Here is a 23,842-nt window from a genome sequence, read left to right as displayed (position 1 = left end):
ATGGGAACCGTGGTCGTCGCGGCGGCGGTGCTGCTGTCCGGTTGTGTGAGCACCGTTTCCGGCACGGCGATGCGCGCCTCCGACCCCGGCCGGCTCGACGTGCCGCCGCTCGACGAAGCCGAACTCGACGACGTGCTGCTGTCCATCGGCGAGCTCAACGCGATCATGGGTTCGACCACGATGAGGGTCACCAGCACGCTCGACGAGATGACCGACCACTCCGACGACGTGTCGGATGTGGACTGCCTCGGCACGGTCTACGGCGCCGAGGAACCGGTGTACGACGGCAGCGGCTGGACGCACGTGCGCGACGAGGTGGCCCGCGAAGCCGGCGACGACAACGAGCACTGGGTCGAGCAGACCGCGGTGCTGTACCCGGCGCCCGGGAACGCGCAGAGGTTTTTCGCCGACTCCGAGACGGCGTGGCAGAACTGCGCGGGCACCCCGGTCGCGATCTTCTCCGGCGACGAGGCCTATGTCTGGGACCTCGACGACGTCATCGCCGAGGACGCGCTGATCACCCAGCTGACCACCCAGGACGACGCCGACGGCTGGGCCTGCCAGCACGCCCTGGCCGTGGCGTCCAACCTCACCGTCGAAACCTGGGCGTGCGGTTACACGATCACCGACGAGGCCGAGACCATCGCCCGCGAGATGCTCGCCAACGCGGCCCGTCGATAGGGCCGAGCAGACGCTAACACCCCCGAATTCGCCGCGAATCAGGGGTTTTCACGTCTACTCGCGGATGGAATGGCGACCGTCACATCGGGGCGTTGGCGGGCACGAACCCGCCGGAGCTGTCGGCCTCCTCCTCGGCGCGGATCACGTGCACCACCGCATTGATCAACGCCAGATGGGTGAACGCCTGCGGGAAGTTGCCGAGATGGCGGCCGGTGCGCGGTTCGATCTCCTCGGCGTACAGGTGCAGCGGGCTGGCGAACGACAGCAGCCGCTCGCACAGGTGCTTGGCGCGGTGGATCTCGCCGATCTCGACCAGCGCCGACACCAGCCAGAACGAGCAGATCGTGAAGGTGCCCTCCTCGCCGGCCAGCCCGTCGTCGGTCTCCTCGACGCGGTAGCGCAGCACCAGACCTTCCTCGGTCAGCTCGTCGGCGATCGCCAGCACGGTGGCCCGCACCCGCGGGTCGTCCGGCGGCAGGAACCGGGTCAGCACCGCCAACAGCAGCGACGCATCCAGCGCGTCGCTGCCGTAGCGCTGTGTCAGCACCCCGCGGGAGTCGACACCGTTCTTGAGCACATCGGCCTTGATCTCCTCGGCGATCGCACGCCACTGCTGGGCGTAGGACTTCTCGCCCTGCAGTTCGGCGAGCTTGGAGCCGCGGTCCAGCGCCACCCAGCACATGATCTTGCTGGAGGTGAAGTGCTGCGGTTCGCCGCGCACCTCCCAGATGCCGCGGTCCGGCTGGCGCCAGTGCTTGATCGCCTCCTCGACCTGCTGTTTGAGCACCGGCCACAGCGTGTCGGAGATCTGCTCGCGCGACTTGGCGTGCAGGTACACCGAATCCAGCATCGTGCCCCAGATGTCGTGCTGCATCTGGTTGTATGCGCCGTTGCCGATGCGCACCGGGCGTGCGCCGTCGTAGCCGGACAGGTGGTGCAGTTCCTCCTCGACCAGCGTGCGTTCACCGCCGACGGCGTACATCACCTGAAGCGGATGGCGCTCACCGTTGTTGGCGCCGGACACGTCGGCGATGAACGCGAAGAAGTCGTCGGCCTCGCGGTCCAGGCCCAACGTGTAGAGCCCCCACAGCGCGAACGTCGAGTCACGCACCCAGGCGTAGCGGTAGTCCCAGTTCCGTTCGCCCTGAGGGGTTTCCGGTAACGACGTGGTGGGCGCCGCCAGCAGCGCGCCGGTCGGGGAGTACGTGAGGCCCTTCAGTGTCAACGCGCTGCGCTGCAGGTAGGCCCGCCACGGGTGATCGGGGAAGTTACCGATGTTGATCCACTGCCGCCAGCATTCGCTGGTCTGCCACATCTTGTCGGCGGCTTCGTCGTAGTTCTGTGGCGCGGGGTGCTTGGACCAGGACAGCGCGACGAACGCGTTGTCGCCCTCCTTCATCCGGGTGCGGGCGCGCGCCTCATGGCCTTCCAGTCCCAGCCGCAGGTTGGTGGTCAGCCGCAGCGTCGGATGCGCGTCGGGGTCGCGGCGAGCCCGCGCGATCGCCTCGCCGTAGGCCTGGGCCGAGTACTCCCAGGTGGCGGGGATGCGGTGGTAGTCGAAGGCCGGCTCGCAGTTCAACACCAGCTCGACCGTGCCGCTCACGCACCGCACCGTGCGCAGCAGGATGTGCTCGGCGTCCCAGTCCATCGGGGTGCGGCGGTGGGTGCGCGACCGGGTTTCGAGGTCGTGCCAGGGCCCCATCACCAGCGCGTCGCGCACGATCAACCAGCCGGTGTGGGTCTGCCAGGTGGTTTCCAGGATCAGGCTGCCCGGCAGGTAGCGGCGGGCCGCAGGGACCGACACCCCGTAGGGGCCCAACCGGAAGTGGCCGGCGCCGCGGTCCAAAATCGCCCCGAACACGCTGGGGGAGTCCGGCCGGGGAACGCACAACCACTCGACCGACCCCGCCGACGAGATCAGGCAGGTGTTCTCGCAGTCTGACAGAAACGCGTAGTCGGCGATCGGCGGAAAGGGGTTCCGCAGCGACGCCGTCGGCGCGTAGGGCATCGGCCCGGTCATGGTCAACGGGACGTTCGACTCGCCGGCGGGGGCGGATTTCGACCCGTTGTCGGCCTTGGCCTCCGATTCCTCGGAGGGCTCGATGTGCGGCAGAACCATGCCGAACATCATCGACTGCCGACGGGTCTCGAGTCCACCCGCGAAGTGCGTGTCGTTCCCCGGCGGATCAGCGGCGCGCGAACCCCGGCACGTGCTCGGGTAACGGGCCGATCGCCACGCCGTACGCCGCGACCCTGCGCAGCAGCGGCGTGCGCGCGGCGATCCGGACCAGAAGCGGCGGCCGGACCGGGCCGGTCGAGCCCACCGCGACGGCGATCACCCGGGTGTGAATCAGCCGCTGCACCGCCTGGACCAGCGCGGAAGGCAGCCACCGTCGGGCCTGCACCCGGGCCAACTGCCCGACCGTGACCCGGCCCGTCCGCAGCGGTCCGGCCAGCATGCGCCCGGCGGCCACCGCGTCGGCCACCGCCAGATTGATCCCGACGCCGCCGACCGGCGACATCGCGTGCGCGGCATCGCCGATCAGCAGCAAGCCGTCGCTGTACCAGCGGCGCAGCCGGTTGAGCTGCACGTTGAGCAGCTTGACCTCATCCAACGACGTCAACGCCGTGACGTGCTCGGCCAGCCACGGCACCAGGGCCACCACGTCGCGGCGCAGCGCCTCGATGCCCTCGGCGCGGAGCCGGCTGTCGCACCCTTTGGGGATGACGTAGGCGCACTGGTAGTAGTCGCCCCGGTCGATCACGATCTGGGCGTGCCCGGCGCCGAGCACCCCGGCGAGGCCGTGCGGGTCGTCGGCATGGCGCGGCAGCCGGAACCACCACACGTCGATCGGCGCGCCGAAACTCTTCGGCGTCATCCCCATGGCGGCCCGCAGCGTCGAGGACCGTCCGTCACAGGCGACGGTCAGCGGGGCGTGCATCGCGCGCACCTGCCCGTCCGGGCCGCGATAGCGCACCCCGACCACGGTGTCGTTCCGGACGATCGGTCCGAGCACCTCGGTGCTGCGCAAGAGGGTGAACGTCGGCTCCTTCTCGGCCGCCGTTGCCAGCAGCTCCAAAAAGTCCCACTGGGGGACCAGCGCAATGTGCTTGTGCGGCCCGGGAATTCGACGCAGATCCATCGTCACTGCGGTGCCCTGCACGTCCAGGGACAGGCTCTCGATCTCGCGGTGCGGCAGGCGTGCGAACTGCTCGCCGAGACCGAGCTCGTCGAGCAACCGCAGGGTGCTGGCATGCACGGTGTCGCCGCGGAAATCACGCAGGAAGTCCGCGTGCTTTTCCATGACCGTGACATCCACCCCGGCGCGGGCGAGCAGCAGCCCGAGCATCATTCCGGCCGGGCCGCCGCCGGCGACGACGCAGGTGGTGCTGGCGGTGCGCTCTTCGTCGTCCGGCACGGCGCAATCTTCGCATCACATACGCTGGCCACGTGGGCGGCTTCCTCAATTGGTGGGACGGCGTTGAGCTGTGGCTCACCGGGCTGCCGTTCGTAGCGCAGACGGCGGTGGTGATGCCGGTGGTGCTGGCGTTGGCATTCGGGCTCGCGGTGGTGCTCGACGGGGCGCTGGGCAACAGCATCCGGCTGGTGCGCCGGGTGCGCCATCTCGACCGGGACGACGATCGATGAGGGGCGGCATGCCGCGGTCACGGGTGACGTTGGTGCTTGTTTTCCTGGTGGTGTTGGTGCTGGTCACGTGGCTGGTGACGCGCCAGGGTGGCTGAACCCGCACCGTGCACAACCGGTTGACTCTGTTATTCTTCGCGCCATGCGTACGGCAAACGGCAACAAGGGCGGCCATGTCTTGGCGCTCATTGCCGTCGGTTTCTCCGCTGTCGCTGATGTCTGTTGTTGTTGCTGACTCCACCCCCGTCCGCGGTTTGGTGTCGGCAGCGGCTGTCCGAAGCCTGATGCTGATCTCTTCTTGCCGTTGTGGCGGGCCGTCCCGTTAGCGTTCCCGCAAGGAGAAAGGTCATCAGATGCTCAAATTTCACAGGTCGTGGCGAAAGGCGGCGGTACTGACCGCTGCGGCCGGCCTCCTCGCCGCCTGCGGCGGAGGTGCCAGCGATGTCGCCGGTGACGACGCCACTTCCGACGCCGAGACCACACTCACCCTGGTCGCCTACGCCGTGCCCGAACCCGGCTGGTCGAAGGTCGCCCCGGCGTTCGCCGCCACCGAGGAGGGCCGCGGGGTGGCGGTCACCGCGTCCTACGGCGCCTCCGGCGACCAGTCGCGTGCGGTGGAGGCCGGAAAGCCCGCCGACATCGTCAACTTCTCGGTGGAGCCCGACATCACCCGTCTGGTCAAGGCGGGCAAGGTCGACGAGGACTGGAACGCCGGCGCGACGCGGGGCATCCCGTTCGGCTCGGTCGTCAGCTTCGCGGTGCGCGAGGGCAACCCGAAGAACATCCGGGACTGGAACGACCTGCTGCAGCCTGGCCTCGAGATCATCACCCCCAGCCCGCTGAGTTCGGGCGCGGCCAAGTGGAACCTGCTCGCGCCGTACGCGTGGGCCAGCAACGGCGGGCAGGACCCGCAGGCCGGGCTCGAGTTCGTGACCAAACTCGTCACCGAGCACGTCAAGCTGCGGCCCAGTTCGGGGCGTGAGGCCACCGACGTCTTCCAGCAGGGCAGCGGTGACGTGCTGCTGGCCTACGAGAACGAGGCGATCAACTTCGGGCTGGAATATGTGAACCCGCCGCAGACCTTCAAGATCGAGAACCCGGTGGCGGTCGTGAACTCCAGCCGGCACGCGGAGAAGGCTCGCGAGTTCGTGAACTTCCAGTACACGCCCGAGGCGCAGAAGCTGTGGGCGGAAGCCGGATTCCGCCCCGTCGACCCGGCGGTGCTCGCGGAGTTCGCCGACAAGTACCCCGCGCCCGAGAAGCTGTGGACCATCGACGACCTCGGCGGGTGGGCGAAGGTCGACCCGGAGCTGTTCAATAAGGACAACGGCGCCATCACGAAGATCTACCAACAGGCCACTGGATGACAGCAAGCCTTGACCCCGAGGCAACCCGGCAGGAGCCCACCGGCAGCGGTGGCGCCGGGTCGCCTCGGGGTTTCTTCACCAGCCGCTACGGCAGCACCAAGCTGAGGGTCGGGGTCGCGACGACGTGGCTGTCGGTCATCGTGCTGTTGCCGCTGGCCGCGATCGCCTGGCAGTCGACCGGAGGCGGCTTGGATGCGTTCTGGAAGGCGGTCACCTCCAACGGGGCGATCCAGTCGTTCAAGGTCACGCTGATCGTCTCGGTGGCGGTCGCCGTCATCAACCTCGTCTTCGGTCTGCTGGTCGCCTGGGTGATGACCCGCGACGACTTCCCGGGCAAGAGACTGGTGGACGCGATCATCGACCTGCCGTTCGCGCTGCCGACCATCGTGGCGAGCCTGGTGATGCTGGCGCTGTACGGGCCGAGCAGCCCGGTGGGCATTCACCTCCAGCACACCAAGTGGGGTGTGGGAATGGCGCTGCTGTTCGTCACGCTGCCGTTCGTGGTGCGGTCGGTGCAGCCGGTGCTGCTCGAACTGGACCGCGAGGTCGAGGAGGCCGCGGCCTCATTGGGGGCCGACAACTTCACGATCTTCCGGCTGGTGCTGCTGCCCGCCTTGCTGCCGTCGTTGCTTTCCGGTGCGGGGCTGGCGTTTTCGCGAGCGATCGGCGAGTACGGCTCGGTGGTGCTCATCGGTGGGGCGGTGCCCGGCGAGACCGAGGTGTCGTCCCAGTACATCCGCACCCTGATCGAGTTCGACGACCGCACCGGCGCGGCCGCTGTTTCCATTGTGCTGTTGGCGGTCTCGTTCATCGTGTTGTTCATCCTGCGCAGCATCGGTTCGCGGGCGGCCAAACGCCAGGAGCTCTCCGAGTGACGCTTTCACCCGCCGCACGCTATGGGCTCCGTTTTCTCGCGCTCGGGTATCTGCTCGTGCTGCTCGTGGTGCCGGTCGGGCTGATTCTCTGGCGCACCTTCGCGCCAGGCTTCGGCGCGTTCATCGAGTCGGTCACCACGCCAGCGGCGATCTCGGCGCTTCAGCTCTCGCTGTTGGTGGTGGCCATCGTGGTGCCGCTCAACGTGATCTTCGGGGTTCCCACCGCGTTGGTGTTGGCGCGCAACAAGTTCCGCGGCAAGAGTCTGTTGCAGGCCGTGATCGACCTACCGTTCGCGGTGTCGCCGGTGGTGGTCGGTGTGGCGCTGATCCTGCTGTGGGGATCGGCTGGGGCCCTGGGTTTCGTGGAGAACGACCTGGGATTCAAGATCATCTTCGCGCTGCCCGGGATCGTGCTGGCCAGCATCTTCGTCACGATTCCGTATGTCATCCGCGAGGTCGAACCCGTGCTGCACGAATTGGGCACCGACCAGGAGGAAGCCGCGTCGACACTGGGGTCCAGCGGATGGCAGACGTTCCGGCTGGTCACCTTGCCGTCGATCAAGTGGGGGCTGATGTACGGCATCATGCTGACCGTGGCCCGCACGCTCGGTGAGTACGGTGCGGTGATCATGGTCTCGTCGAACCTGCCGGGCAAATCCCAGACGTTGACGCTGCTGGTGTCGGACCGCTACACCCGCGGCGCCGAATACGGCGCATATGCCATCTCGACCTTGCTGATGGCGGTGGCGATCGTCGTGCTGATCGCTCAGGTGATCCTTGACGCCCGCCGCGAGAAGACTGCCAAATAGGCTCGAGGAGACACCATGACCAATGCGATCACCGTGCGAGGCGCCAACAAGCGTTATGGCGACTTCGCCGCACTGGACAACGTCGACTTCGACGTGCCGTCGGGGTCCTTGACGGCGCTGCTCGGGCCCAGCGGTTCGGGCAAGTCGACGCTGTTGCGCGCGATCGCGGGCCTGGACCGACCCGACACCGGGACGATCACGATCAACGGTCGCGATGTCACCGATGTGCCGCCGCAACGGCGCGGGATCGGGTTCGTGTTTCAGCATTATGCGGCGTTCAAGCATCTGAACGTGCGGGACAACGTGGCGTTCGGCCTCAAGATCCGCAAGCGGCCGAAAGCCGAGATCAAGGAGAAGGTCGACAACCTCCTGGAAGTGGTGGGGCTGGCCGGTTTTCAGACCCGCTACCCGAACCAGCTCTCCGGCGGGCAGCGGCAGCGCATGGCGCTGGCGCGCGCACTGGCCGTGAACCCCGAAGTGCTGTTGCTCGACGAGCCGTTCGGTGCGCTGGACGCCAAGGTCCGTGAGGATCTGCGGGTCTGGCTGCGGCGCCTGCATGAGGAGGTGCACGTCACCACCGTGCTGGTCACCCACGACCAGTCCGAGGCGCTGGATGTGGCCGACCGCATCGCCGTGCTCAACCAGGGACGCATCGAGCAAGTCGGTTCCCCGACAGAGGTTTACGACGAACCCGCCAACGCGTTCGTGATGTCGTTTCTCGGCGCGGTGTCCTCGCTGAACGGCAGCCTGGTGCGACCCCACGACATCCGCGTCGGGCGCAGCCCGGAGATGGCGATCGCGGCGAGCGAGGACTCCGTCGCCGCCACCGGCGTGGTGCGGGCCACCATCGACCGAATCGTCATGCTGGGCTTCGAGGTTCGTCTCGAGCTCACCAACGGCGCGACCAACACCTCGTTCACCGCGCAGATCACCCGTGGCGACGCCGAAGCGTTGGCGTTGAAGCCCGGCGACACCGTCTACGTGCGCGCCACCCGGGTCCCGGCGATTCCTCCCGGCGGCGCGAGCAGTCATGAAAACCCCCTACAGAGCGAGAAAGTAGGGGATTTCGCGACTGCTCGCGAAGAGTGAACTAGGCCGCCACGCTGGCGGTGCTCAGCGCGTCGAACCTGTCCAGCACCGTGGCGGCGACGAGATTGTGCGAGCCCAGCGGCTCGGCCATCGGAATGCCGTGCGCGGCAGCGTAGTTCGCCACCCGGTCGGTGATACGGCCGTGCGCCAGGAACCACGGTGCGATCACCAGGCGTCGTGCCCCTCTGGCTCGCAGCGTCTGCGTGGCGTCATGGACGGCGGGATACGGGCCGGTCGCGAACGCGACTTCGGTGCCCGGCCAACGGGTTCCGGTGTGCAGTGCCTTGGCCACGGCGGCGGTGTGCGCGTTGGCGGTGGCGCTCGACGAACCGACGGCGACCACGACCACCCCGAGCCCGTCGTCGTCGGGAGACACCCCGCTCTCGGCGAGTCGCTGCCGCAGCACCGACAGCAGCGCCGGGTCCTGTCCCAGCACGCCGGCCTGTTCCACGTCGGCCCCGGAGGCCTCGATCACCGAGGGCAGGTCGATGCGCGCGTGGTAGGCGTCGGCCAGCAGGAACGGCACCACGATTCCGTGCCCGGTCACGCCCGCCAGCACGTCGCTCAGGCTGGGCGACGCCTTCTCCAGAAACGCCGGGCGCACGTCCAACCAGGGCCGCAGGCGCCGGATTCGGCCCGCGACCGCATGCGTCACCGCCGCCGAGCGCGGATCGACGCTGCCGTGCGCGGTCAGGATGAGCGTCACGAAGCGTGCAGTCCGCATTCGATCTTGCCGGTGCCCGCCCAGCGGCCGCTTCGCGGATCGGCGCCGTCGACGGGCTTCGCCGTGCACGGGGCGCAGCCGATCGACGGATAGCCTTCGTCCACAAGCGGATTGACCAGCACACCGTTGGCGTCGATGTAGTTCTGCATGTCCTCGTCGGTCCACGCCGCCAACGGGTTGATCTTCACCAGCCCGAACGCCTTGTCCCAGCTGATCAGCGGTGCGTTCGCGCGCGTCGGCGCCTCCACCCGCCGAATGCCCGTGACCCACGCCGAATATCCGCGCAGCGCCTTGCTCAACGGCTCGACCTTGCGCATCCGGCAGCATTCGTTGGGCTCGCGGGCGAACAGGTCCTTGCCGTAAAGCTCGTCCTGGCGCGCCACCGAGTTCTCGGGGGTGACGTTGACCACGTTCACGTCGTAGACCGCCGCCACGGCGTCGCGGGTACCGATCGTCTCCGCGAAGTGATAGCCGGTGTCCAGGAACAGCACATCGACCCCGGGTCGCACCTTCGCGGCCAGATCGACCAGCACCGCGTCCTGCATGTTGGACGCCACGATGTAGTTGCCGCGGAAGTTCTCGTCGGTCCAGCGCAGCAGGTCCTCGGCGCCGGCGCCGTCGAGTTCCCTGGCCGCGCGCTCGGCCAGCGCCTGTAAGTCTGTGTCGGACAGCACCTCGGTCACCGCAGATCCGCCTCCTCGGCTCGCATCGCCCACGTAGCGAAACGCTCGCCGTCCTCGCGTTGTTTCACGAAGTTGCGGACCACCCTGTCGATGTAGTCGCCGAGGTCCTTCGACAGCACCTTGTGCTGGCGCAGCTTGCGACCGAACCCGCTGTCCAGGCCCAGGCTGCCGCCCAGGTGCACCTGGAACCCCTCCTCGGGCCCGTCGCCGTCGTCGACGATCTGACCCTTGAAACCGATGTCGGCCACCTGGATGCGCGCGCACGAGTTCGGGCAACCGTTGAGGTTGATCGTGATCGGCACGTCGAGCTGGGCGTTGATGTCCTCGAGCCGCTTCTCCAGCTCGGGCACCAGGACCTGGGCCCGGGTGCGGGTCTCGGTGAACGACAGCTTGCAGAACTCGATGCCGGTGCAGGCCATCAGGTTCTTGCGCCAATGGGTCGGCTCGGCGGGCAACCCCAGCTTGGCCAGCCCGGCGGTGAACTCGTCGAGCTTGTCGTCGGGCACGTCCAGGATGATCAGCTTCTGGTAGGGCGTGAACCGGGCACGATCGGAGCCGGCTTTCTCCATGAGGTCGGCGACCGCGGTCAGGATGGTGCCCGACACCCGGCCGGCGATGGGGGCCACGCCGACGGCGTTGCGACCGTTCTTCAGCTTCTGCACGCCGACGTGGTCGATCGGATGCTTGACCGGTTTGGGCGCCGGTCCGTCGATCAGCGGCCGCTTGAGGAACTCGGTTTCGAGAACTTCGCGGAACTTTTCCGGGCCCCAGTCCTTGATCAGGAACTTCAGCCGCGCCTTGGACCGCAGCCGGCGGTAACCGTAGTCGCGGAACAGCGCGGTGACCGCTTCCCAGACGTCGGGCACCTCATCCAGCGGCACCCAGGCGCCGAGCCGTTGCGCCAGCATCGGGTTGGTGGACAGGCCACCGCCCACCCACAGGTCCAGCCCGGGGCCGTGTTCGGGATGGTTCACCCCGATGAACGAGATGTCGTTGACCTCGTGGGCCACGTCCTGCAGGCCCGAGACCGCGGTCTTGTATTTGCGCGGCAGGTTGGCGTACTCGGGGTTGTTGATGTAGCGGCGGACGATCTCGTCGAGCGCCGGCGACGGGTCGAGCACCTCGTCGAGGGAGAGCCCCGCCAGTGGTGAGCCCAGCATGCCGCGCGGGCAGTCACCGCAGGCCTCGGTGGTCTGCAGCCCGACCTCGTCGAGGCGGCGCCAGATCTCGGGGACGTTCTCGATCTCCAGCCAGTGGTACTGCAGGTTCATCCGGTCGGTGATGTCGGCGGTGTCGCGGGCGAACTCGGTGGAGATCTGGCCCAGGGTGCGCAGCGCGGCGGTGGACAGCGCCTTGCCGTCGCAGCGGACCCGCATCATGAAGTACTTGGCTTCCAGCAGGTCGGCGTTCTCGTCGCCGGTCCAGGTGCCGTCGTAGCCCTGCTCACGCTGCGTATACAGGCCCATCCAGCGGAACCGGCCGCGCAGGTCGGTCTTGTCGATGCCGTCGAAACCGGTCTTGGCGTAGATGTTGATGATGCGGTCCCGCACGTTGAGCGGGTTGTCGTCCTTCTTGAGCTGCTCGTTGGCGTTGAGCGGCTCGCGGTAACCGAGCGCCCACTGGCCTTCGGCGCGTGGCTTGCGGGCCGGTTTGGCTTTTGCCTGAGTCATAGGGTTTGGCTCCTTCGTGGAGCCGGCGTTCGGATCGCGCGTGTCACCGGGGAGCTGTCCGGCGGCGCAGATCCGGCGGCCAGCTAGAAGAGGTTGGTGGGCTGGGGTCCGTGATCAGCGCGTCAGGGCAGACAACAACAGGTACAAACGCGCTTGAAATCGACGTGCCGACGCGCCACCAGCGAAATGCGGGGGAAGATGCGTGCGGCAGTCACGGCGCCAATTGTGCCACGAACTAGGCCGTGTGCCCTAACCGGCCCATATTTGCGCTCAAGGTGAGCAGAACTCTTCTGGGAAACTGGCCTCATGACCACCCGAACCGCGTCCGCGGCACTGCCCACCCTGGCGCTGACGCCAGGCGGCGCGTTCGGCATCTACGTGCACGTGCCGTTCTGCGCGACGCGCTGCGGTTATTGCGACTTCAACACCTACACGCCCGCCGAGTTGGGCGGCGCGAACCCGGACGGATACCTGGCCGGGCTGCGCACCGAGCTGCGCCTGGCCGCCGCACGGCTGGGGTCGCCGCCGCCGGTCGACACCGTGTTCGTCGGTGGCGGGACGCCGTCGCTGCTGGGCGCCGCGGGCCTTGCGGCGGTCCTGGATGCGATCCGCGAGCACTTCGTGCTGGCACCCGACGCCGAGATCACCACGGAAGCCAACCCCGAGTCGACCTCGGCGGAGTTCTTCGCCCAACTGCGCGCCGCCGGCTTCACCCGGGTGTCGCTGGGCATGCAGTCCACCGCCGCGCACGTGCTCGCGGTGCTGGACCGCGTGCACTCGCCGGGCCGCGCGCTGGAGGCGGCCCGCGAAGCCCGCGGCGCCGGGTTCGAGCACGTCAACCTCGACTTGATCTACGGCACGCCGGGGGAGAGCGACGACGATCTGCTGCGCTCGGTGGAGGCCGCTGTCGCAGCCGGCGTCGACCACGTGTCCGGATACGCGCTGGTGGTCGAGGACGGCACCGCGCTGGCGCGGCGGGTGCGCCGGGGCGAGCTTTCCACGCCGGACAACGACGAACTGGCCCACCGCTACGAACTGCTCGATGCCCGGCTGTCGGCGGCCGGCTTCGCCTGGTACGAGGTGTCGAACTGGTGCCGGCCCGGCGGCGAGTGCCGACACAACATCGGCTACTGGAACGGCGGCCAATGGTGGGGCGCCGGGCCGGGTGCGCACGGCTTCGTCGGTGCGATCCGGTGGTGGAATGTCAAGCACCCCAATGCCTATGCGCAATCCTTGGCCGACGGGCGGCTGCCCGTGGCCGACTACGAGCTGCTGGACGACGGCGCCCGCCACACCGAGGACGTGATGCTGCGCGTGCGGCTGCGCGACGGGCTGCCCGTGGCGCTGTTGAGCGAGACCGAACAACGCCGGGCCGCGACGGTCGTCGAGGACGGGCTGGCGACCGTGGTGTCCGAGCGGCTGGTGCTCACCGACCGTGGGCGGCTGCTGGCCGACGCGGTGGTGCGCGAGTTGTTGGACTGAGGTTCGCCAAGCGTTTAGCCCATCAGCGCAGCTCGCGGTCCCTAGACTGCGCCTCATGGAACGGGACAGCCTGCGACGGCCACTACGGGTAGCGAAGTTGCGTGAGGAGGTGGTGGCGCCCGGGCAACCATGGCGTTACCTCGAGGTGGTCGAGGAGACCGGATCCACCAACGCCGACCTGCTCGCCCGTGCCGAAGCGGGTGGGGACATCGACGGGGTGGTCCTGATCGCCGAACACCAGACCGCCGGGCGCGGGCGGATGGGCAGAACGTGGTCGGCGGCCCCGCGCGCGGCGATACTCCTGTCGGTGGGGGTGTCCACCGCGGACGTACCGGTCGAGCACTGGGGTTGGCTGCCGCTGGCTGCCGGGGTCGCCGTGGTCGATGCGGTGGCGGCCGAAACCGACGTCCGGCCCGGCCTCAAGTGGCCCAACGACGTCGTGCTCGGCGACCGCAAGCTGGCGGGCATCTTCACCGAGGTCACCGAGTCGCGCACGGCGGTCGTCGTCGGCATCGGCCTCAACGTGACGCTGAGCGCCGAGGAGGCGGGCGACCCGGTGGCGGTGTCGCTGCTCGACGCGGGTGTGGCGGCCCCCGACCGCGACCGGCTGGCCAGCACGCTGCTGTCCGAACTCGGCAGGCGCGTCATCGGCTGGCGCCGGGCCGGTGGTTACGACGAGCAGTTGGTCGCCGACTACCGCGCCAAGAGCACGACGATCGGCGCGACCGTGTCCGCGGTGCTGCCCGGTGACCGCACGCTCGTCGGCACGGCGCAGTCGATCGACCACGAGGGGCGCCTCGTCCTCGACTGCGGCACCGAGACCGTCGCCCTGTCGGCCGCCGACATCGTGCATGTGCGCTGACCCCTCGCCGACGATGGGAGCATGGTGAGATGGGTGCCATAGATTCGATCCCCGTTTCGACGGTCATCGGCGACCCGGTCGCACGCATCCCGGCCGACGCCACGATCGCCGACGCCGCCAAGGCGCTGACCGAAGGCGAGTTCGGCGCCGTCGTCGTGGGTGACGAGGATTCCCCCGTCGCGCTACTGAGCGAGCGCGACGTCGTTCGCGTCATCGCCTCCGGCCAGGACCCGGCTGCGGTCCGAGCCCGAGACGTCGCCGCCAAGAAGCTGGTCTGGTGTGACGCCAATGCGACCGTCCAAGAGGTGGCGATCCGCATGATGGACCGCTACATCCGGCACATCCTCGTCGAGCAGGACGGCAGGCTGGCCGGCATCGTGTCGGCCCGTGACCTGCTGGGCGTCTACTGCACCGAGGACGATGTCGACTAGTTCGGCGGAACAGGCGGTGCGCACGACGGCCTTACGTCTCCGCCGAACGTGGGTTACCCGCACACTTTTCGCGCGTTGGCGTGGCACGAGCCCACACTCGGCGTCAACATTGACGGGTGACCGAGCCCGACCAGGCCGCACTGTTGCGCGCGATTCACGACGCGCACGGTCAGTCGCTGCTGCGCTATGTCCTGCGGCTCACCCGGGGAGACATGCCGTTCGCCGAGGACGTGGTGCAGGAATCGCTGCTGCGCCTGTGGCGTAAACCCGAGCTGCTGGCCCAGCCGAGCGACTCGGTGCGCGCCTGGCTGTTCACCGTCGCCCGCAACCAGGTGATCGACGACCGGCGCAGCGCACGCTTCGGTCGTGAACTACAGACCGGCAATGTGCCCGAGCCGCCGTCGGCCGACACGATCGGCTCCGCGGTCGACAAGTGGGTGCTCGCCGACGCACTGAAGTCGCTGAGCGCCGAGCACCGCACCGCGATCGTGCGGGCCTACTACCTCGGCCAGACCGTCGCCGACATCGCCGAGAAAGAGGGCATTCCCGTCGGCACCGTCAAGTCCAGGCTGCACTACGCGTTGCGGGCGTTACGAGATGCGTTGCAGGAGAAGGGGGTTGTTTCATGACCGACCGAACGCCCGACGAAAACCTCGCCGACTGGGACGCCGCCTATGTGCTCGGTGCGTTGAGCGTCGACGAGCGTCGAATCTACGAGGACTATCTGGCCGCCAACCCGCAGGCCCTCGCCGAGCTCACCGACCTCGCCGAAATGCCCGGAATTCTCGGTGCGCTCAGCCGCGAGGAGGCGCTGGAGCTGGCCGGCATCGCCGACGACGCGCCCGCTGTCGATCACCACGACAACGTGGCCTCGCTGGCGGCCGAGCGACAGCGACGGTCCCGACGCACGGTGCTGGCGGCGGCGGTCGCGGTCGCGGCCGCGCTGGCGATCGTCGGCGGCGTCGTCGGAGCGACGGTGTTCCCCCGCACGTCCGATCAGGTGCAGACGGTGGCCATGGCCCCGATGCAGCCCGGCCAGCGCGAAGGGCTGACCGCTCAACTCGCGGTCACCGAGAAGCAGTGGGGCACCGAGCTGAGGTGGTCCTGTCAGTACTCCAAGGACTGGGCGCGCAACGTCGCGAGCTACGACATCGTCGTGACGACGCACGACGGCATACAGACGGTCGTCGGGTCCTGGCGGCCCGCCGGCGACGAATCGACCGGCCTGTCGGCCGCCACCAGCATCGCGGCCTCGGCGATCCACACCGTCGACATCCGGGTGTCCGGCGAGAACGAGCCGTTGGCCGTCAAGACGTTCTAGGCACCTCGCGCGCCGCCGGCGTGAGCGGCACCACCCTTCGCGCGCTGGCCATAGCTCCCAAATCCCACCCGGGCTGTGCGAACATGAGCGCCATGGCGCGTGGCTACTTAGGCAAGGCTATCCAGACTACTGGGGCTGACAGCACCCGTCGGGCTCTTTCGTGAGCTCAGCACCCGAACCCGTCGCGATCGTCGGCATCGGGTGCCGGCTGGCAGGCAGCATCAGCACACCCGCCCAGCTGTGGCGCTTCCTGTTGGAAGGCCGCAGCTCGGTCGGTGAAGTGCCCGCCGAGCGGTGGGAGCCGTACCTGCGCCGTGACCCGCGCAACGCCGCCGTGCTGCGCGACGTGACCCGCCTGGGCACCTTCCTCGACGACCTGGCCGGCTTCGATGCCGAGTTCTTCGGCGTCTCCCCGCGCGAGGCGGAGCTGATGGATCCCCAACAGCGGCTGGCGCTGGAGGTCAGCTGGGAGGCGCTCGAGCATGCCGGGGTGCCGCCGAAGTCGTTGGCGGGCAGCGATACCGCGGTGTTGATGGGTGTCAACTCCGACGACTACGGCAAATTGGTCATGGAGGATCTGCCCGGCATCGAAGCCTGGACCGGGATCGGCACATCATTGTGCGGCGTCGCCAACCGGGTGTCGCACCTGCTCGACCTGCGCGGCCCCAGTGTCGCTCTGGACGCCGCCTGCGCGGCATCGCTGGTCGCGGTGCATCAGGCCTGTCAGATGCTGCGTGCGGGGGAGACGTCGTTGGCGCTGGCCGGTGGGGTCAGCGCGCTGATCGGTCCGGGGCTGACCCGGGTGCTCGACGTCGCCGGCGCCACCGCGCCCGACGGCCGATGCAAGGCGTTCGACGCCGCCGCCGACGGATACGGCCGCGGTGAAGGCGCGGGCGTGGTGGTGCTCAAGCGGCTCGGTGACGCCCTGCGCGACGGCGACCACGTCTACGCGGTCGTGCGCGGAGGCGCGGTCGCGCAGGACGGCCGCACCGTCGGCATCATGTCCCCCAACGGCGACGCGCAAGCCGAATTGTTCCGGCGTGCATGCCAATCCGCGCAGATTCCACCGTCGACTGTCGACTTCGTCGAGGCCCACGGCACCGGCACCCCGACCGGTGATCCCACCGAGATCCACGCGCTGTCTTCGGTTTACGGTGTCGACCGCCCCGCCGACGCGCCGTGCCGCATCGGATCGGTCAAACCGAACGTCGGGCACCTCGAGGGTGGGGCGGGAGTGGTCGGCCTGATCAAGGCGGCCCTGGCGCTGCACCACGAGGCGATCCCGCCGACCGCGGGTGTGCAGAAGCTGACCCCCGCCGTCGACTGGGAGAACAGCGGGCTGCGCGTGCCGACGGAAACCGAGGCGTGGGAGCGGACCGGCGGTGCGCCACGACGCGCGGCGGTGTGCAGTTACGGATACGGCGGCACCATTGCCCACGCTCTGCTCGAGGAAGCGCCCGCCGGCCCTGAGGCAAGCTCCGTTGGAAATATGCTGTTGCCCAGGGTTATACCGCTGTCAGCGCGGTCATCGGCACGGCTGGGCATGCAGGCCAGGGCGCTGGCCGACCGTCTGCGCACCGGCGATCACCCGCTGGAGCGGGTGGCGGCCACCCTCTGGTTGAGGCGCTCGCACGAGCCCGTCAGGACGGCGGTGGTGGCTGAGTCCGTCGACGACGTCGTGGCCGGACTGGATGCGGTGGCCGACGGGGCGCCCGCTGCGGGTGTGGTGACCGGCTCGGTGCTGCCTGGCGCCGCCGACGGTGCGGTGTGGGTGTTTTCCGGGCACGGCTCGCACTGGGCGGGCATGGGCCGGCAGCTGCTTGCCGACGAGCCCGCGTTCGCCGCAGTCATCGACGCGATCGATCCCTTGTTCGGTCGTGAGCTCGATTTCAGTGCGCGCGAGGCGCTTTCATCGGGACATCTCGGTGGCACCGACCGCGTGCAGGCGCTGACGTTCGCAATGCAGGCCGGCCTTGCCGCGGTGCTTCGCGGACGTGGTGCGGCACCGGCCGCGGTGATCGGGCACTCGGTGGGCGAGGTCGCCGCCTGCGTCACAGCGGGGGTGTTCGATCTGACGGTGGGCGCCGCCGTGGCGTGCTACCGCGCTCGCGGATTCCGAGCGGTGATGGGGCAGGGCGCGATGGCATTGGTGCGCCTGCCGTTCGACGAAGCCCAACGGCGGTTGCAAGGACGCACCGACGTGGTCGCCGCCATCAGCGCGTCACCGGTGTCGACGGTGGTGTCCGGCGCGGTGGCCGCGGTCGACGAGATCTGCCGTGACTGGTCCGACGAGGGCGTGATGGTGCGCCGGGTCAACACCGACGTCGCGTTTCACAGCCCCGCCATGGATACCCTCACCGCCGAATTGAGTCGGCTCACGGCCGCACTGCCAGCCCCGCGGCCGGCCGAAATCCCGCTGTACACCACGGCGTTGGCAGATCCGCGTTCCAACGCCCCACGCGACCACCGTTACTGGCCGGTGAACCTGCGCGATCGGGTGCGCTTCGCCGAGGCAGTCGCCGCTGCCGCCGAGGACGGCCATCGGCTGTTCCTCGAGGTATCCGCGCATCCGGTGGTGGCCCACTCAGTCGTCGAAACGCTGCTGCACGCCGGGATCGACGAGCACGCGGCCGTCCCTCTGCTGCGCCGGGACCGGCCCGAAGGACTCGCGCTGGCCACCGCGCTGGCCACCCTGCACTGCCACGGCGCGCCCGTCGACCCCGGTATCGACGCGTCGGCGCCGTGGGCGGACGACCTGCCCGTCACCCAGTGGCGGCATCGGAGGTTCTGGCGCACGCCGACGCCTCCGCCCGGTGGTTGCGGGGTCCACGACGTGGACTCGCATACCCTGCTCGGCGGCGCGACGGAGGTGACCGGGCCCGTCGCCGCCCGCATGTGGCAGACCCGGCTGGACATCGCCACTCGGCCCTATCCCGGAGACCATCCGGTGCAGGGCACCGAAATCGTTCCCGCCGCAGTCATTTTGAACACGTTCTTGGCCGCGGTCGACGGCGGAGGGCTGGACGACGTCCGGCTGCGTACCCCGCTCGCCCCCGGTCGGCCACGCGACGTGCAGGTGGTGCTGCAGGACCGTGCCCTGACACTGTCGTCACGGCTGCTGGACGACGACGGCGCGGAGGACGGCGGGTGGCTGACCCACACCAGCGCGGTGACCGCCGCAGACGAAAACTGCGGAGCGCACGGCGCGTTCGACCTGGCGGCCGCCAGGAAGCGCTGTGCCCAGCCCTTGCCCGCCGACCACGTGGTGGACACGCTGGCGTCGCTGGGCGTGGCCGCCATGGGATTCGACTGGCAGATTCTCGAATTGCGCCAGGGTGAGGGAGAACTGCTTGTCCGGGTGGCCGCGGACAAGGCGGGCGCGGTGCCCGACACCTGGGCGGCGCTGCTGGACGCGGCCACGTCGGCGGCCTCGACGGTGTTCGACGGCCCGCCGCGGCTGAGGATGCCCGCCCGCATCGAGCGCGTCCGGGTGCACGGTCGCCCACCGGCGGTGGCCGTTCTGCACATTCGGTGGCGCCCACACACCACGACGACCGATGTGCTGATCGCCGACGAGTCCGGGGCGGTCCGCGCCTCACTGCTCGGAATGTCGTTCGAAGAACTGGAAAGTCCTGCGGGCAGTGACCTTTCGCGGATGCTGCACGAGGTGAGCTGGCATCCCGTGCCGGTTGACGACGACGACCGACCCAGCGCGGTGCTCATCGTCGGCGGCGACGACGGCACCGCCGACTCGGTGCGCCGCGATTTGGCCGCGGCCGACGTCCCGCACGCCAGGTGCGCCCATCCGAGCGACATGGACGCCGCGATCCTCGACCGTGACGCCGTGGTGCTGGTTCTTCCCAGCGCGTCCGATCCGCCTGCCGAGGCGGTCGACCTCACCGTGCGAACGCTGCGCCGTCTGCTCGACTCCAGAGCCCCCGCGCGGATGTGGGTGCTCACCCAGCGCGTTCACGAAGGCGCCAATGTGGCGCATGCGCCGCTGTGGGGCCTGGCGCGGGTGGCCGCCGCCGAGCATCCCGACGTGTTCGCAGGGGTGCTGGATGTGGCAGACGCGAGACTTCCTGTGGCAGTGCTGGCTTCGCGCCTTGGGCACCCGGTGGTGGTCATGCGCGACGGTGTCGGGTCTGCCGCGCGGTTGAAGCACGCCAGCCCGGGGGCCGGCACCCCGTTGCAGTGCTTGGCGGGCGGCACTTACGTCGTCACCGGCGGCACCGGCGCACTGGGCCTGCGCATGGCGCAACGCCTCGCCGACGTCGGGGCGCGACGACTGCTGCTGCTGTCGCGCTCCGGCATGCCGGACCGTTCTGAATGGCGCGATGCGGGCGACTCGGAGGTGGTCCACGCCGTCGCCGCCCTCGAGGAGCGCGGGGTGTGGGTGCGCGTCGCGCCCATCGACATCGGCGCGCCGGGCGCGGCAGACAGGTTGCGCGACGCGTTGTGCGACCTGCCGCCGGTGCGTGGCGTCATCCATGCGGCCGGCGTGGAAGCCGGTGCGCTGCTGGTCAACACCACACAACAGGACTTCGCGGCGGCGATGCGCCCAAAGGTCGACGGCACCCTGACATTGCACGAGGTGTTCCCGCCGGGGCAGTTGGACTGGATGGTGTTGTTCTCGTCGTGCGGCTACCTTGCGGGCTTCCCCGGTCAGGGCGCGTACGCATGCGCGAACTCGTTTCTCGACGTGATGGCCCGGCACCGCAGGCGCCTGGGCGATCGCACGGTGAGCGTGGCGTGGACGGCGTGGCGGGGCATGGGCATGGGCTCGACGTCGGGTTTCATCGCGGCGCAACTCGATGCGCTGGGCATGGGCATCATCGGACCCGACGAAGCGGTGCGGGCACTGGACTTGGCTATGCGCGCTGATCAGGCGAACATCGTTGTGCTGCCAGTGCTTCCGGCGGCAGCGTCGGTGCCGATGTTCGCCGACGTGGCACCGGCAGAGGTTGCCGAGCCTGTAGCGGACGAACGGTCGGCGACCACCTTCGTCGGTGCGGACGGCGCACCGGATCCGCAGCGCATCGCCGAGCACGTGATCGCCGCGGTCGCATCCCAACTCGGGTTACCCGAAGGCGATGTCGACGCCGGCGTCCCGCTGGTGGAGATCGGGGTCGACTCGATCATGACCGTCGGCCTGCTGCGCCGACTCGAGAAGCAGACGGGGTTGTCCCTGCCCCCGACCTTGTTGTGGGAGCACCCGACCGCGGCCGCAGTGTCCGCGAGGATCGCCGAGTTGCTCAGGGCGACAGACACGTCTGTCGAAACGGTCGAAGTGTCCTGACTCGCGCAGTCAGCGACCTCCCTGGAGTCAGCCCGGGCCGACTGAACCAGGCGTGACGAAAGTCGGGGCGACCTCCGGGTTCCGAATCGGCGGCAGCGGCGGCGCCGGGTTCTGCGTGGCTTCACCCGGTCGGGGCGCCATCCCCGGCGCAGTGGGCTGAGCGGACTGTTCGGCAGGAGGAGCAACGCAGCCCTGCGAATCGGTCCAAATACCGCCGTTGAGAACGCAACAATCGATCACGGCCCGGTTGTATTGCTCAAGGCTGATCTGGCCCGATTGATACTTCTGACCGTTCAAGACCACACAATCGTCGTAGTTTGCGACGTCCCACTCTCGGGGTTCGGCGCAGGCGTTTGGCGGTTCTCCGACGGCGCCGCCGGTGACCGTGGTGGCGGCAGCGATTAATCCTGCGGCAGCGAGATGACGCGCGTGGCCGGTTGCGGTTGTCATGTTGACCCTCGATTCGATCTGAAGGTGGCCTAGACACCGGGCCCCGCACCGGGGAGAAGGTCTCCGTTGCTCGTGAGTGCTGCATCAATAGCGTCCTCTTGATTGGACGTCGTTTCAAGTATTCGTGAAATTCTGAGGCAGGAGCGCAATCCGCGTCCGCGACGAATGTGTCGCCAAAACTCACATCGCAGACGTCCGTTCGCGGATACTGGCGGTCGGTGGAGGCGATATCGATTCAGGACCGGCTTTTTCCGACCATGACCTGCTTCGGTTGTGGACCGGCCAACCCTCGCGGTCTCCAACTCAAGAGTTATGTCGCAGACGGCCATGTCACCGCGACCTTCATGCCATGGTCCGAACACGACAACGGCTTGGGTTTCCTCAACGGCGGCATCATCGCCACCCTGCTCGACTGCCACTCTGCCGCTGGTGTCATGAACGAGGCCGCGCTCCAAGGATGGGAGGCGCCGCCCGGGGCCCTGCTGCCGTTCGTGACGGCCGGCATCGACGTCCGTTATCTGCGTCCCAGCCCACTTGACAGGACAGTCGAGTTGCGCGCCGTCATCGTCAAATCAACCGAACCTGAAATCGTCTGTGATGCCGAACTGCTGTACGACGGCAAGACCCGCGCCACGGGTCATGCGGTCTGGAAACGCTGGCGACTACGGTGATTTCGTTCGCAAGATCCTGCGGCGCCCGATCGCACTCCGGCTGTGCCATATGACTGGACGCCCCTCAACCGGTCAGCTGGGCCACCACCTTCTTCTTGTCCACCTTGCCGACCGCGGTCTTGGGCAGCGAAGGCATCGGGGCGAGCATGTCCGGACGGCAGTGCGCCGACACCCCGCGCTCGTCGAGGAACCGGTTGAGCTCGGCGAGCGTGATCGGCGCGCCCTTGAAAACGACTGCCGCACAGATTTTCTCGCCGAGGTACTCGTCGGGTACGGCGACGGCCGCCGCCGTGTCGATCGCGGGATGGGCGAAAAGATGCTCTTCCAGGTCGGACGCCGACACCGTCTCGCCGCCGCGGTGGATGACGTCCTTGATGCGGCCGGTGACCTCGACGTGACCCGCGAGTGGGCCGTCGGCGAAGATGCGTACCCGATCGCCGGTGCGGTAGAACCCGTCGGGGCTGAACGAGCGCGAATTGGCGTCGGCGGCGCGGTAATAGCCGTTGAGGGTGTATGGCCCGCGCACCAGCAGCTCACCCTCCTCGCCCGGGGCGACCGGCGCACCGGCGTCGTCGACCACCAGCATCTCGTCGTGCGGTGACATCGGCCGACCCTGCGTGTTGAGCACGATGTCGACGGAGTCGCCCAGGCGGGTGAAGTTGAGCATGCCCTCGGCCATGCCGAAGATCTGCTGCAGCCCGGGCGTCAACCCCTCGAGGATGTAACGCGCCTCGTCGGCGGTCATCCGGGACCCGCCGACCTGCACCAGACGTAACGACTTGGGCAACACCGGTTCCCACTCGCAGGCTTGTGTCCACATCTTGGCCAGGGCATTGACGAGGCCGGTCACGGTGATGTTGTGTCGGTCGATCAGTGCGAACGCCGACTCGGGGCTGGGGTCGGTGGTGAACACCGACGCTGCGCCGACCGTCATCGATCCGAGCAGGCCCGGGCAGGCCAGCGGGAAGTTGTGACCGGCGGGCAGCATTACGAGGTAGACGTCCTCGGCGGTGAGCCCGCACTCTCGAGCGCTGCCGATCGCGTTGTAGACGTAGTCGTTGTGTGTGCGTGGAATGAGCTTGGGTAGCCCGGTAGTGCCGCCGGACACCAGCAGCAGCGCGGGCAGATCGGGGTCGACCGGTGCGGGTTCGCTTATGTCCCCGTCGAAATCGTGCAGCTGCGACCAGGATTGGAAGCTGCCCGGCTCGCCGTGGACGAACACATGACGCAGCGCCGGATGATCGCTGACCAGACCCGCGGCCATCTCCCGGTGGTCGAATCCCGCGAACACGTCAGGAATGATCAGCCCGACGGCCCCGCTGACCTCGGCGAAGTGGCTGAGCTCCGCGGAGCGATGACCCGTCAGACACATCACCGGGACAGCGCCTGCACGGAGCAGGCCGAACAGCGCGACCGCGAACTCACACGTGTTCGGAAGCTGCAGCAGCACCCGGTCGCCCGGCGCGATGCCGCGGTCGGCCAATGCCGCGGCGATCCGGTCGGCGCGCGCGTCGAGTTCGGCGAACGTATAGGTGACATCCGCGTCGATCACCGCGGTACGGTCTGGCCACCTGGCGGCCGCGTCGGTGAGGATCGAATCGAGCCGCCGATCGGTCCAGTAGCCCAACTTGCGGTACTTCTCGGCGCGGTCGCGGGGGAACGGCACGAAACCTGTGGCCAGGTCGGTGAAGTCGGTTCGCTGAGGCGTGAAACCGGTGCTCATGGAGGATGTGGCCCCTCTGGTAGGTATGTGCGGTGCCTCGAATATAAGGTAGCCTCCAC

Annotated in this window: 22 protein-coding genes; 14 read left to right on the top strand and 8 right to left on the bottom strand. The window is 68.6% G+C overall.

Annotation, left to right across the window (positions count from 1 at the left end; translation table 11 throughout):
- Positions 1-681: a sensor domain-containing protein gene (locus tag MELE44368_RS02175; protein ID WP_128106953.1), complete on the top strand. Its 681-nt coding sequence runs from the start codon at positions 1-3 to the stop codon at positions 679-681.
- Between the two features lie 79 nt (positions 682-760).
- Here MELE44368_RS02175 and MELE44368_RS02170 read toward each other — a convergent pair whose 3' ends face one another.
- A complete protein-coding gene (locus MELE44368_RS02170) occupies positions 761-2,800 on the bottom strand; it encodes a glycoside hydrolase family 15 protein (protein ID WP_109747096.1) in 2,040 nt (679 codons plus the stop codon).
- 67 nt (positions 2,801-2,867) lie between these two features.
- On the bottom strand, positions 2,868-4,100 hold the full coding sequence (locus tag MELE44368_RS02165; protein ID WP_128106952.1) for an FAD-dependent oxidoreductase: 1,233 nt from the start codon (positions 4,098-4,100) through the stop codon (positions 2,868-2,870).
- Between the two features lie 32 nt (positions 4,101-4,132).
- On the opposite strand from MELE44368_RS02165, the gene MELE44368_RS02160 reads away from it, so the two are divergent.
- From MELE44368_RS02160 to MELE44368_RS02140, 6 genes are all read left to right on the top strand, one after another.
- Entirely contained in the window at positions 4,133-4,330 is a 198-nt protein-coding gene (locus tag MELE44368_RS02160; RefSeq protein ID WP_128106951.1) for a hypothetical protein, read from the top strand.
- Positions 4,331-4,469: 139 nt separating this feature from the next.
- A complete protein-coding gene (locus tag MELE44368_RS27455) occupies positions 4,470-4,562 on the top strand; it encodes an Ms4533A family Cys-rich leader peptide (RefSeq protein ID WP_407662069.1) in 93 nt (30 codons plus the stop codon).
- A gap of 118 nt (positions 4,563-4,680) precedes the next feature.
- Positions 4,681-5,694: a sulfate ABC transporter substrate-binding protein gene (locus MELE44368_RS02155; RefSeq protein WP_128106950.1), complete on the top strand. Its 1,014-nt coding sequence runs from the start codon at positions 4,681-4,683 to the stop codon at positions 5,692-5,694.
- Positions 5,691-6,569, top strand: coding sequence for a sulfate ABC transporter permease subunit CysT (gene cysT, locus MELE44368_RS02150; protein WP_128106949.1), 879 nt, complete (start codon positions 5,691-5,693; stop codon positions 6,567-6,569). The genes MELE44368_RS02155 and cysT overlap by 4 nt, the downstream gene beginning before the upstream one ends.
- Positions 6,566-7,378 (top strand): sulfate ABC transporter permease subunit CysW, encoded by an 813-nt coding sequence (cysW, locus tag MELE44368_RS02145; RefSeq protein ID WP_128106948.1) that lies wholly within the window; start codon positions 6,566-6,568, stop codon positions 7,376-7,378. The genes cysT and cysW overlap by 4 nt, the downstream gene beginning before the upstream one ends.
- Before the next feature lie 15 nt (positions 7,379-7,393).
- The gene (locus tag MELE44368_RS02140) at positions 7,394-8,467 is read left to right on the top strand and encodes a sulfate/molybdate ABC transporter ATP-binding protein (protein ID WP_241566436.1); all 1,074 of its coding nucleotides are present in this window, start codon (positions 7,394-7,396) and stop codon (positions 8,465-8,467) included.
- A gap of 1 nt (position 8,468) precedes the next feature.
- Here the strand turns inward: MELE44368_RS02140 and MELE44368_RS02135 are convergent, their stop codons facing one another.
- The 4 genes from MELE44368_RS02135 to MELE44368_RS27450 all read right to left on the bottom strand — a co-directional run bounded on the left by MELE44368_RS02135 (position 8,469) and on the right by MELE44368_RS27450 (position 11,852).
- Complete coding sequence (locus MELE44368_RS02135; protein ID WP_128106947.1) at positions 8,469-9,191, bottom strand: sirohydrochlorin chelatase; 723 nt, start codon at positions 9,189-9,191, stop codon at positions 8,469-8,471.
- Positions 9,170-9,862 (bottom strand): phosphoadenylyl-sulfate reductase, encoded by a 693-nt coding sequence (locus MELE44368_RS02130; protein ID WP_276050723.1) that lies wholly within the window; start codon positions 9,860-9,862, stop codon positions 9,170-9,172. Before MELE44368_RS02130 ends, MELE44368_RS02135 begins: the two co-directional genes overlap by 22 nt.
- A gap of 8 nt (positions 9,863-9,870) precedes the next feature.
- Positions 9,871-11,544, bottom strand: a complete 1,674-nt coding sequence (locus tag MELE44368_RS02125; protein WP_128106945.1) for a nitrite/sulfite reductase — start codon at positions 11,542-11,544, stop codon at positions 9,871-9,873.
- A gap of 122 nt (positions 11,545-11,666) precedes the next feature.
- On the bottom strand, positions 11,667-11,852 hold the full coding sequence (locus MELE44368_RS27450; RefSeq protein ID WP_409366092.1) for an Ms4527A family Cys-rich leader peptide: 186 nt from the start codon (positions 11,850-11,852) through the stop codon (positions 11,667-11,669).
- Between MELE44368_RS27450 and hemW the strand changes: the two genes are divergently transcribed.
- From hemW to MELE44368_RS02095, 6 genes are all read left to right on the top strand, one after another.
- Positions 11,851-13,026 (top strand): radical SAM family heme chaperone HemW, encoded by a 1,176-nt coding sequence (gene hemW / locus MELE44368_RS02120; RefSeq protein ID WP_128106944.1) that lies wholly within the window; start codon positions 11,851-11,853, stop codon positions 13,024-13,026. The genes MELE44368_RS27450 and hemW overlap by 2 nt on opposite strands.
- 55 nt (positions 13,027-13,081) lie before the next feature.
- Positions 13,082-13,888: a biotin--[acetyl-CoA-carboxylase] ligase gene (locus MELE44368_RS02115; protein WP_128106943.1), complete on the top strand. Its 807-nt coding sequence runs from the start codon at positions 13,082-13,084 to the stop codon at positions 13,886-13,888.
- A gap of 29 nt (positions 13,889-13,917) precedes the next feature.
- Complete coding sequence (locus tag MELE44368_RS02110) at positions 13,918-14,319, top strand: CBS domain-containing protein (protein ID WP_128106942.1); 402 nt, start codon at positions 13,918-13,920, stop codon at positions 14,317-14,319.
- Between the two features lie 116 nt (positions 14,320-14,435).
- Positions 14,436-14,948, top strand: a complete 513-nt coding sequence (locus MELE44368_RS02105; RefSeq protein ID WP_128106941.1) for a sigma-70 family RNA polymerase sigma factor — start codon at positions 14,436-14,438, stop codon at positions 14,946-14,948.
- On the top strand, positions 14,945-15,640 hold the full coding sequence (locus MELE44368_RS02100) for an anti-sigma factor family protein (protein WP_128106940.1): 696 nt from the start codon (positions 14,945-14,947) through the stop codon (positions 15,638-15,640). Before MELE44368_RS02105 ends, MELE44368_RS02100 begins: the two co-directional genes overlap by 4 nt.
- A gap of 160 nt (positions 15,641-15,800) precedes the next feature.
- Positions 15,801-20,939, top strand: coding sequence for a type I polyketide synthase (locus MELE44368_RS02095; protein ID WP_128106939.1), 5,139 nt, complete (start codon positions 15,801-15,803; stop codon positions 20,937-20,939).
- Positions 20,940-20,966: 27 nt separating this feature from the next.
- Here MELE44368_RS02095 and MELE44368_RS02090 read toward each other — a convergent pair whose 3' ends face one another.
- A complete protein-coding gene (locus tag MELE44368_RS02090) occupies positions 20,967-21,389 on the bottom strand; it encodes a hypothetical protein (RefSeq protein WP_128106938.1) in 423 nt (140 codons plus the stop codon).
- A gap of 218 nt (positions 21,390-21,607) precedes the next feature.
- Here MELE44368_RS02090 and MELE44368_RS02085 point away from each other — a divergent pair, with 218 nt between their 5' ends.
- Entirely contained in the window at positions 21,608-22,060 is a 453-nt protein-coding gene (locus tag MELE44368_RS02085; protein WP_128106937.1) for a PaaI family thioesterase, read from the top strand.
- Between the two features lie 64 nt (positions 22,061-22,124).
- On the opposite strand, the gene MELE44368_RS02080 is transcribed toward MELE44368_RS02085, so the two are convergent.
- Positions 22,125-23,783 (bottom strand): (2,3-dihydroxybenzoyl)adenylate synthase, encoded by a 1,659-nt coding sequence (locus MELE44368_RS02080; RefSeq protein WP_128106936.1) that lies wholly within the window; start codon positions 23,781-23,783, stop codon positions 22,125-22,127.
- Positions 23,784-23,842 lie beyond the last annotated feature (59 nt).

This window comes from Mycolicibacterium elephantis DSM 44368, from assembly GCF_004014805.1.
Lineage (GTDB): Bacteria > Actinomycetota > Actinomycetes > Mycobacteriales > Mycobacteriaceae > Mycobacterium > Mycobacterium elephantis.
Note: the sequence above shows the minus strand (reverse complement) of the source record. Positions and strands in the feature narration are given on the sequence as shown.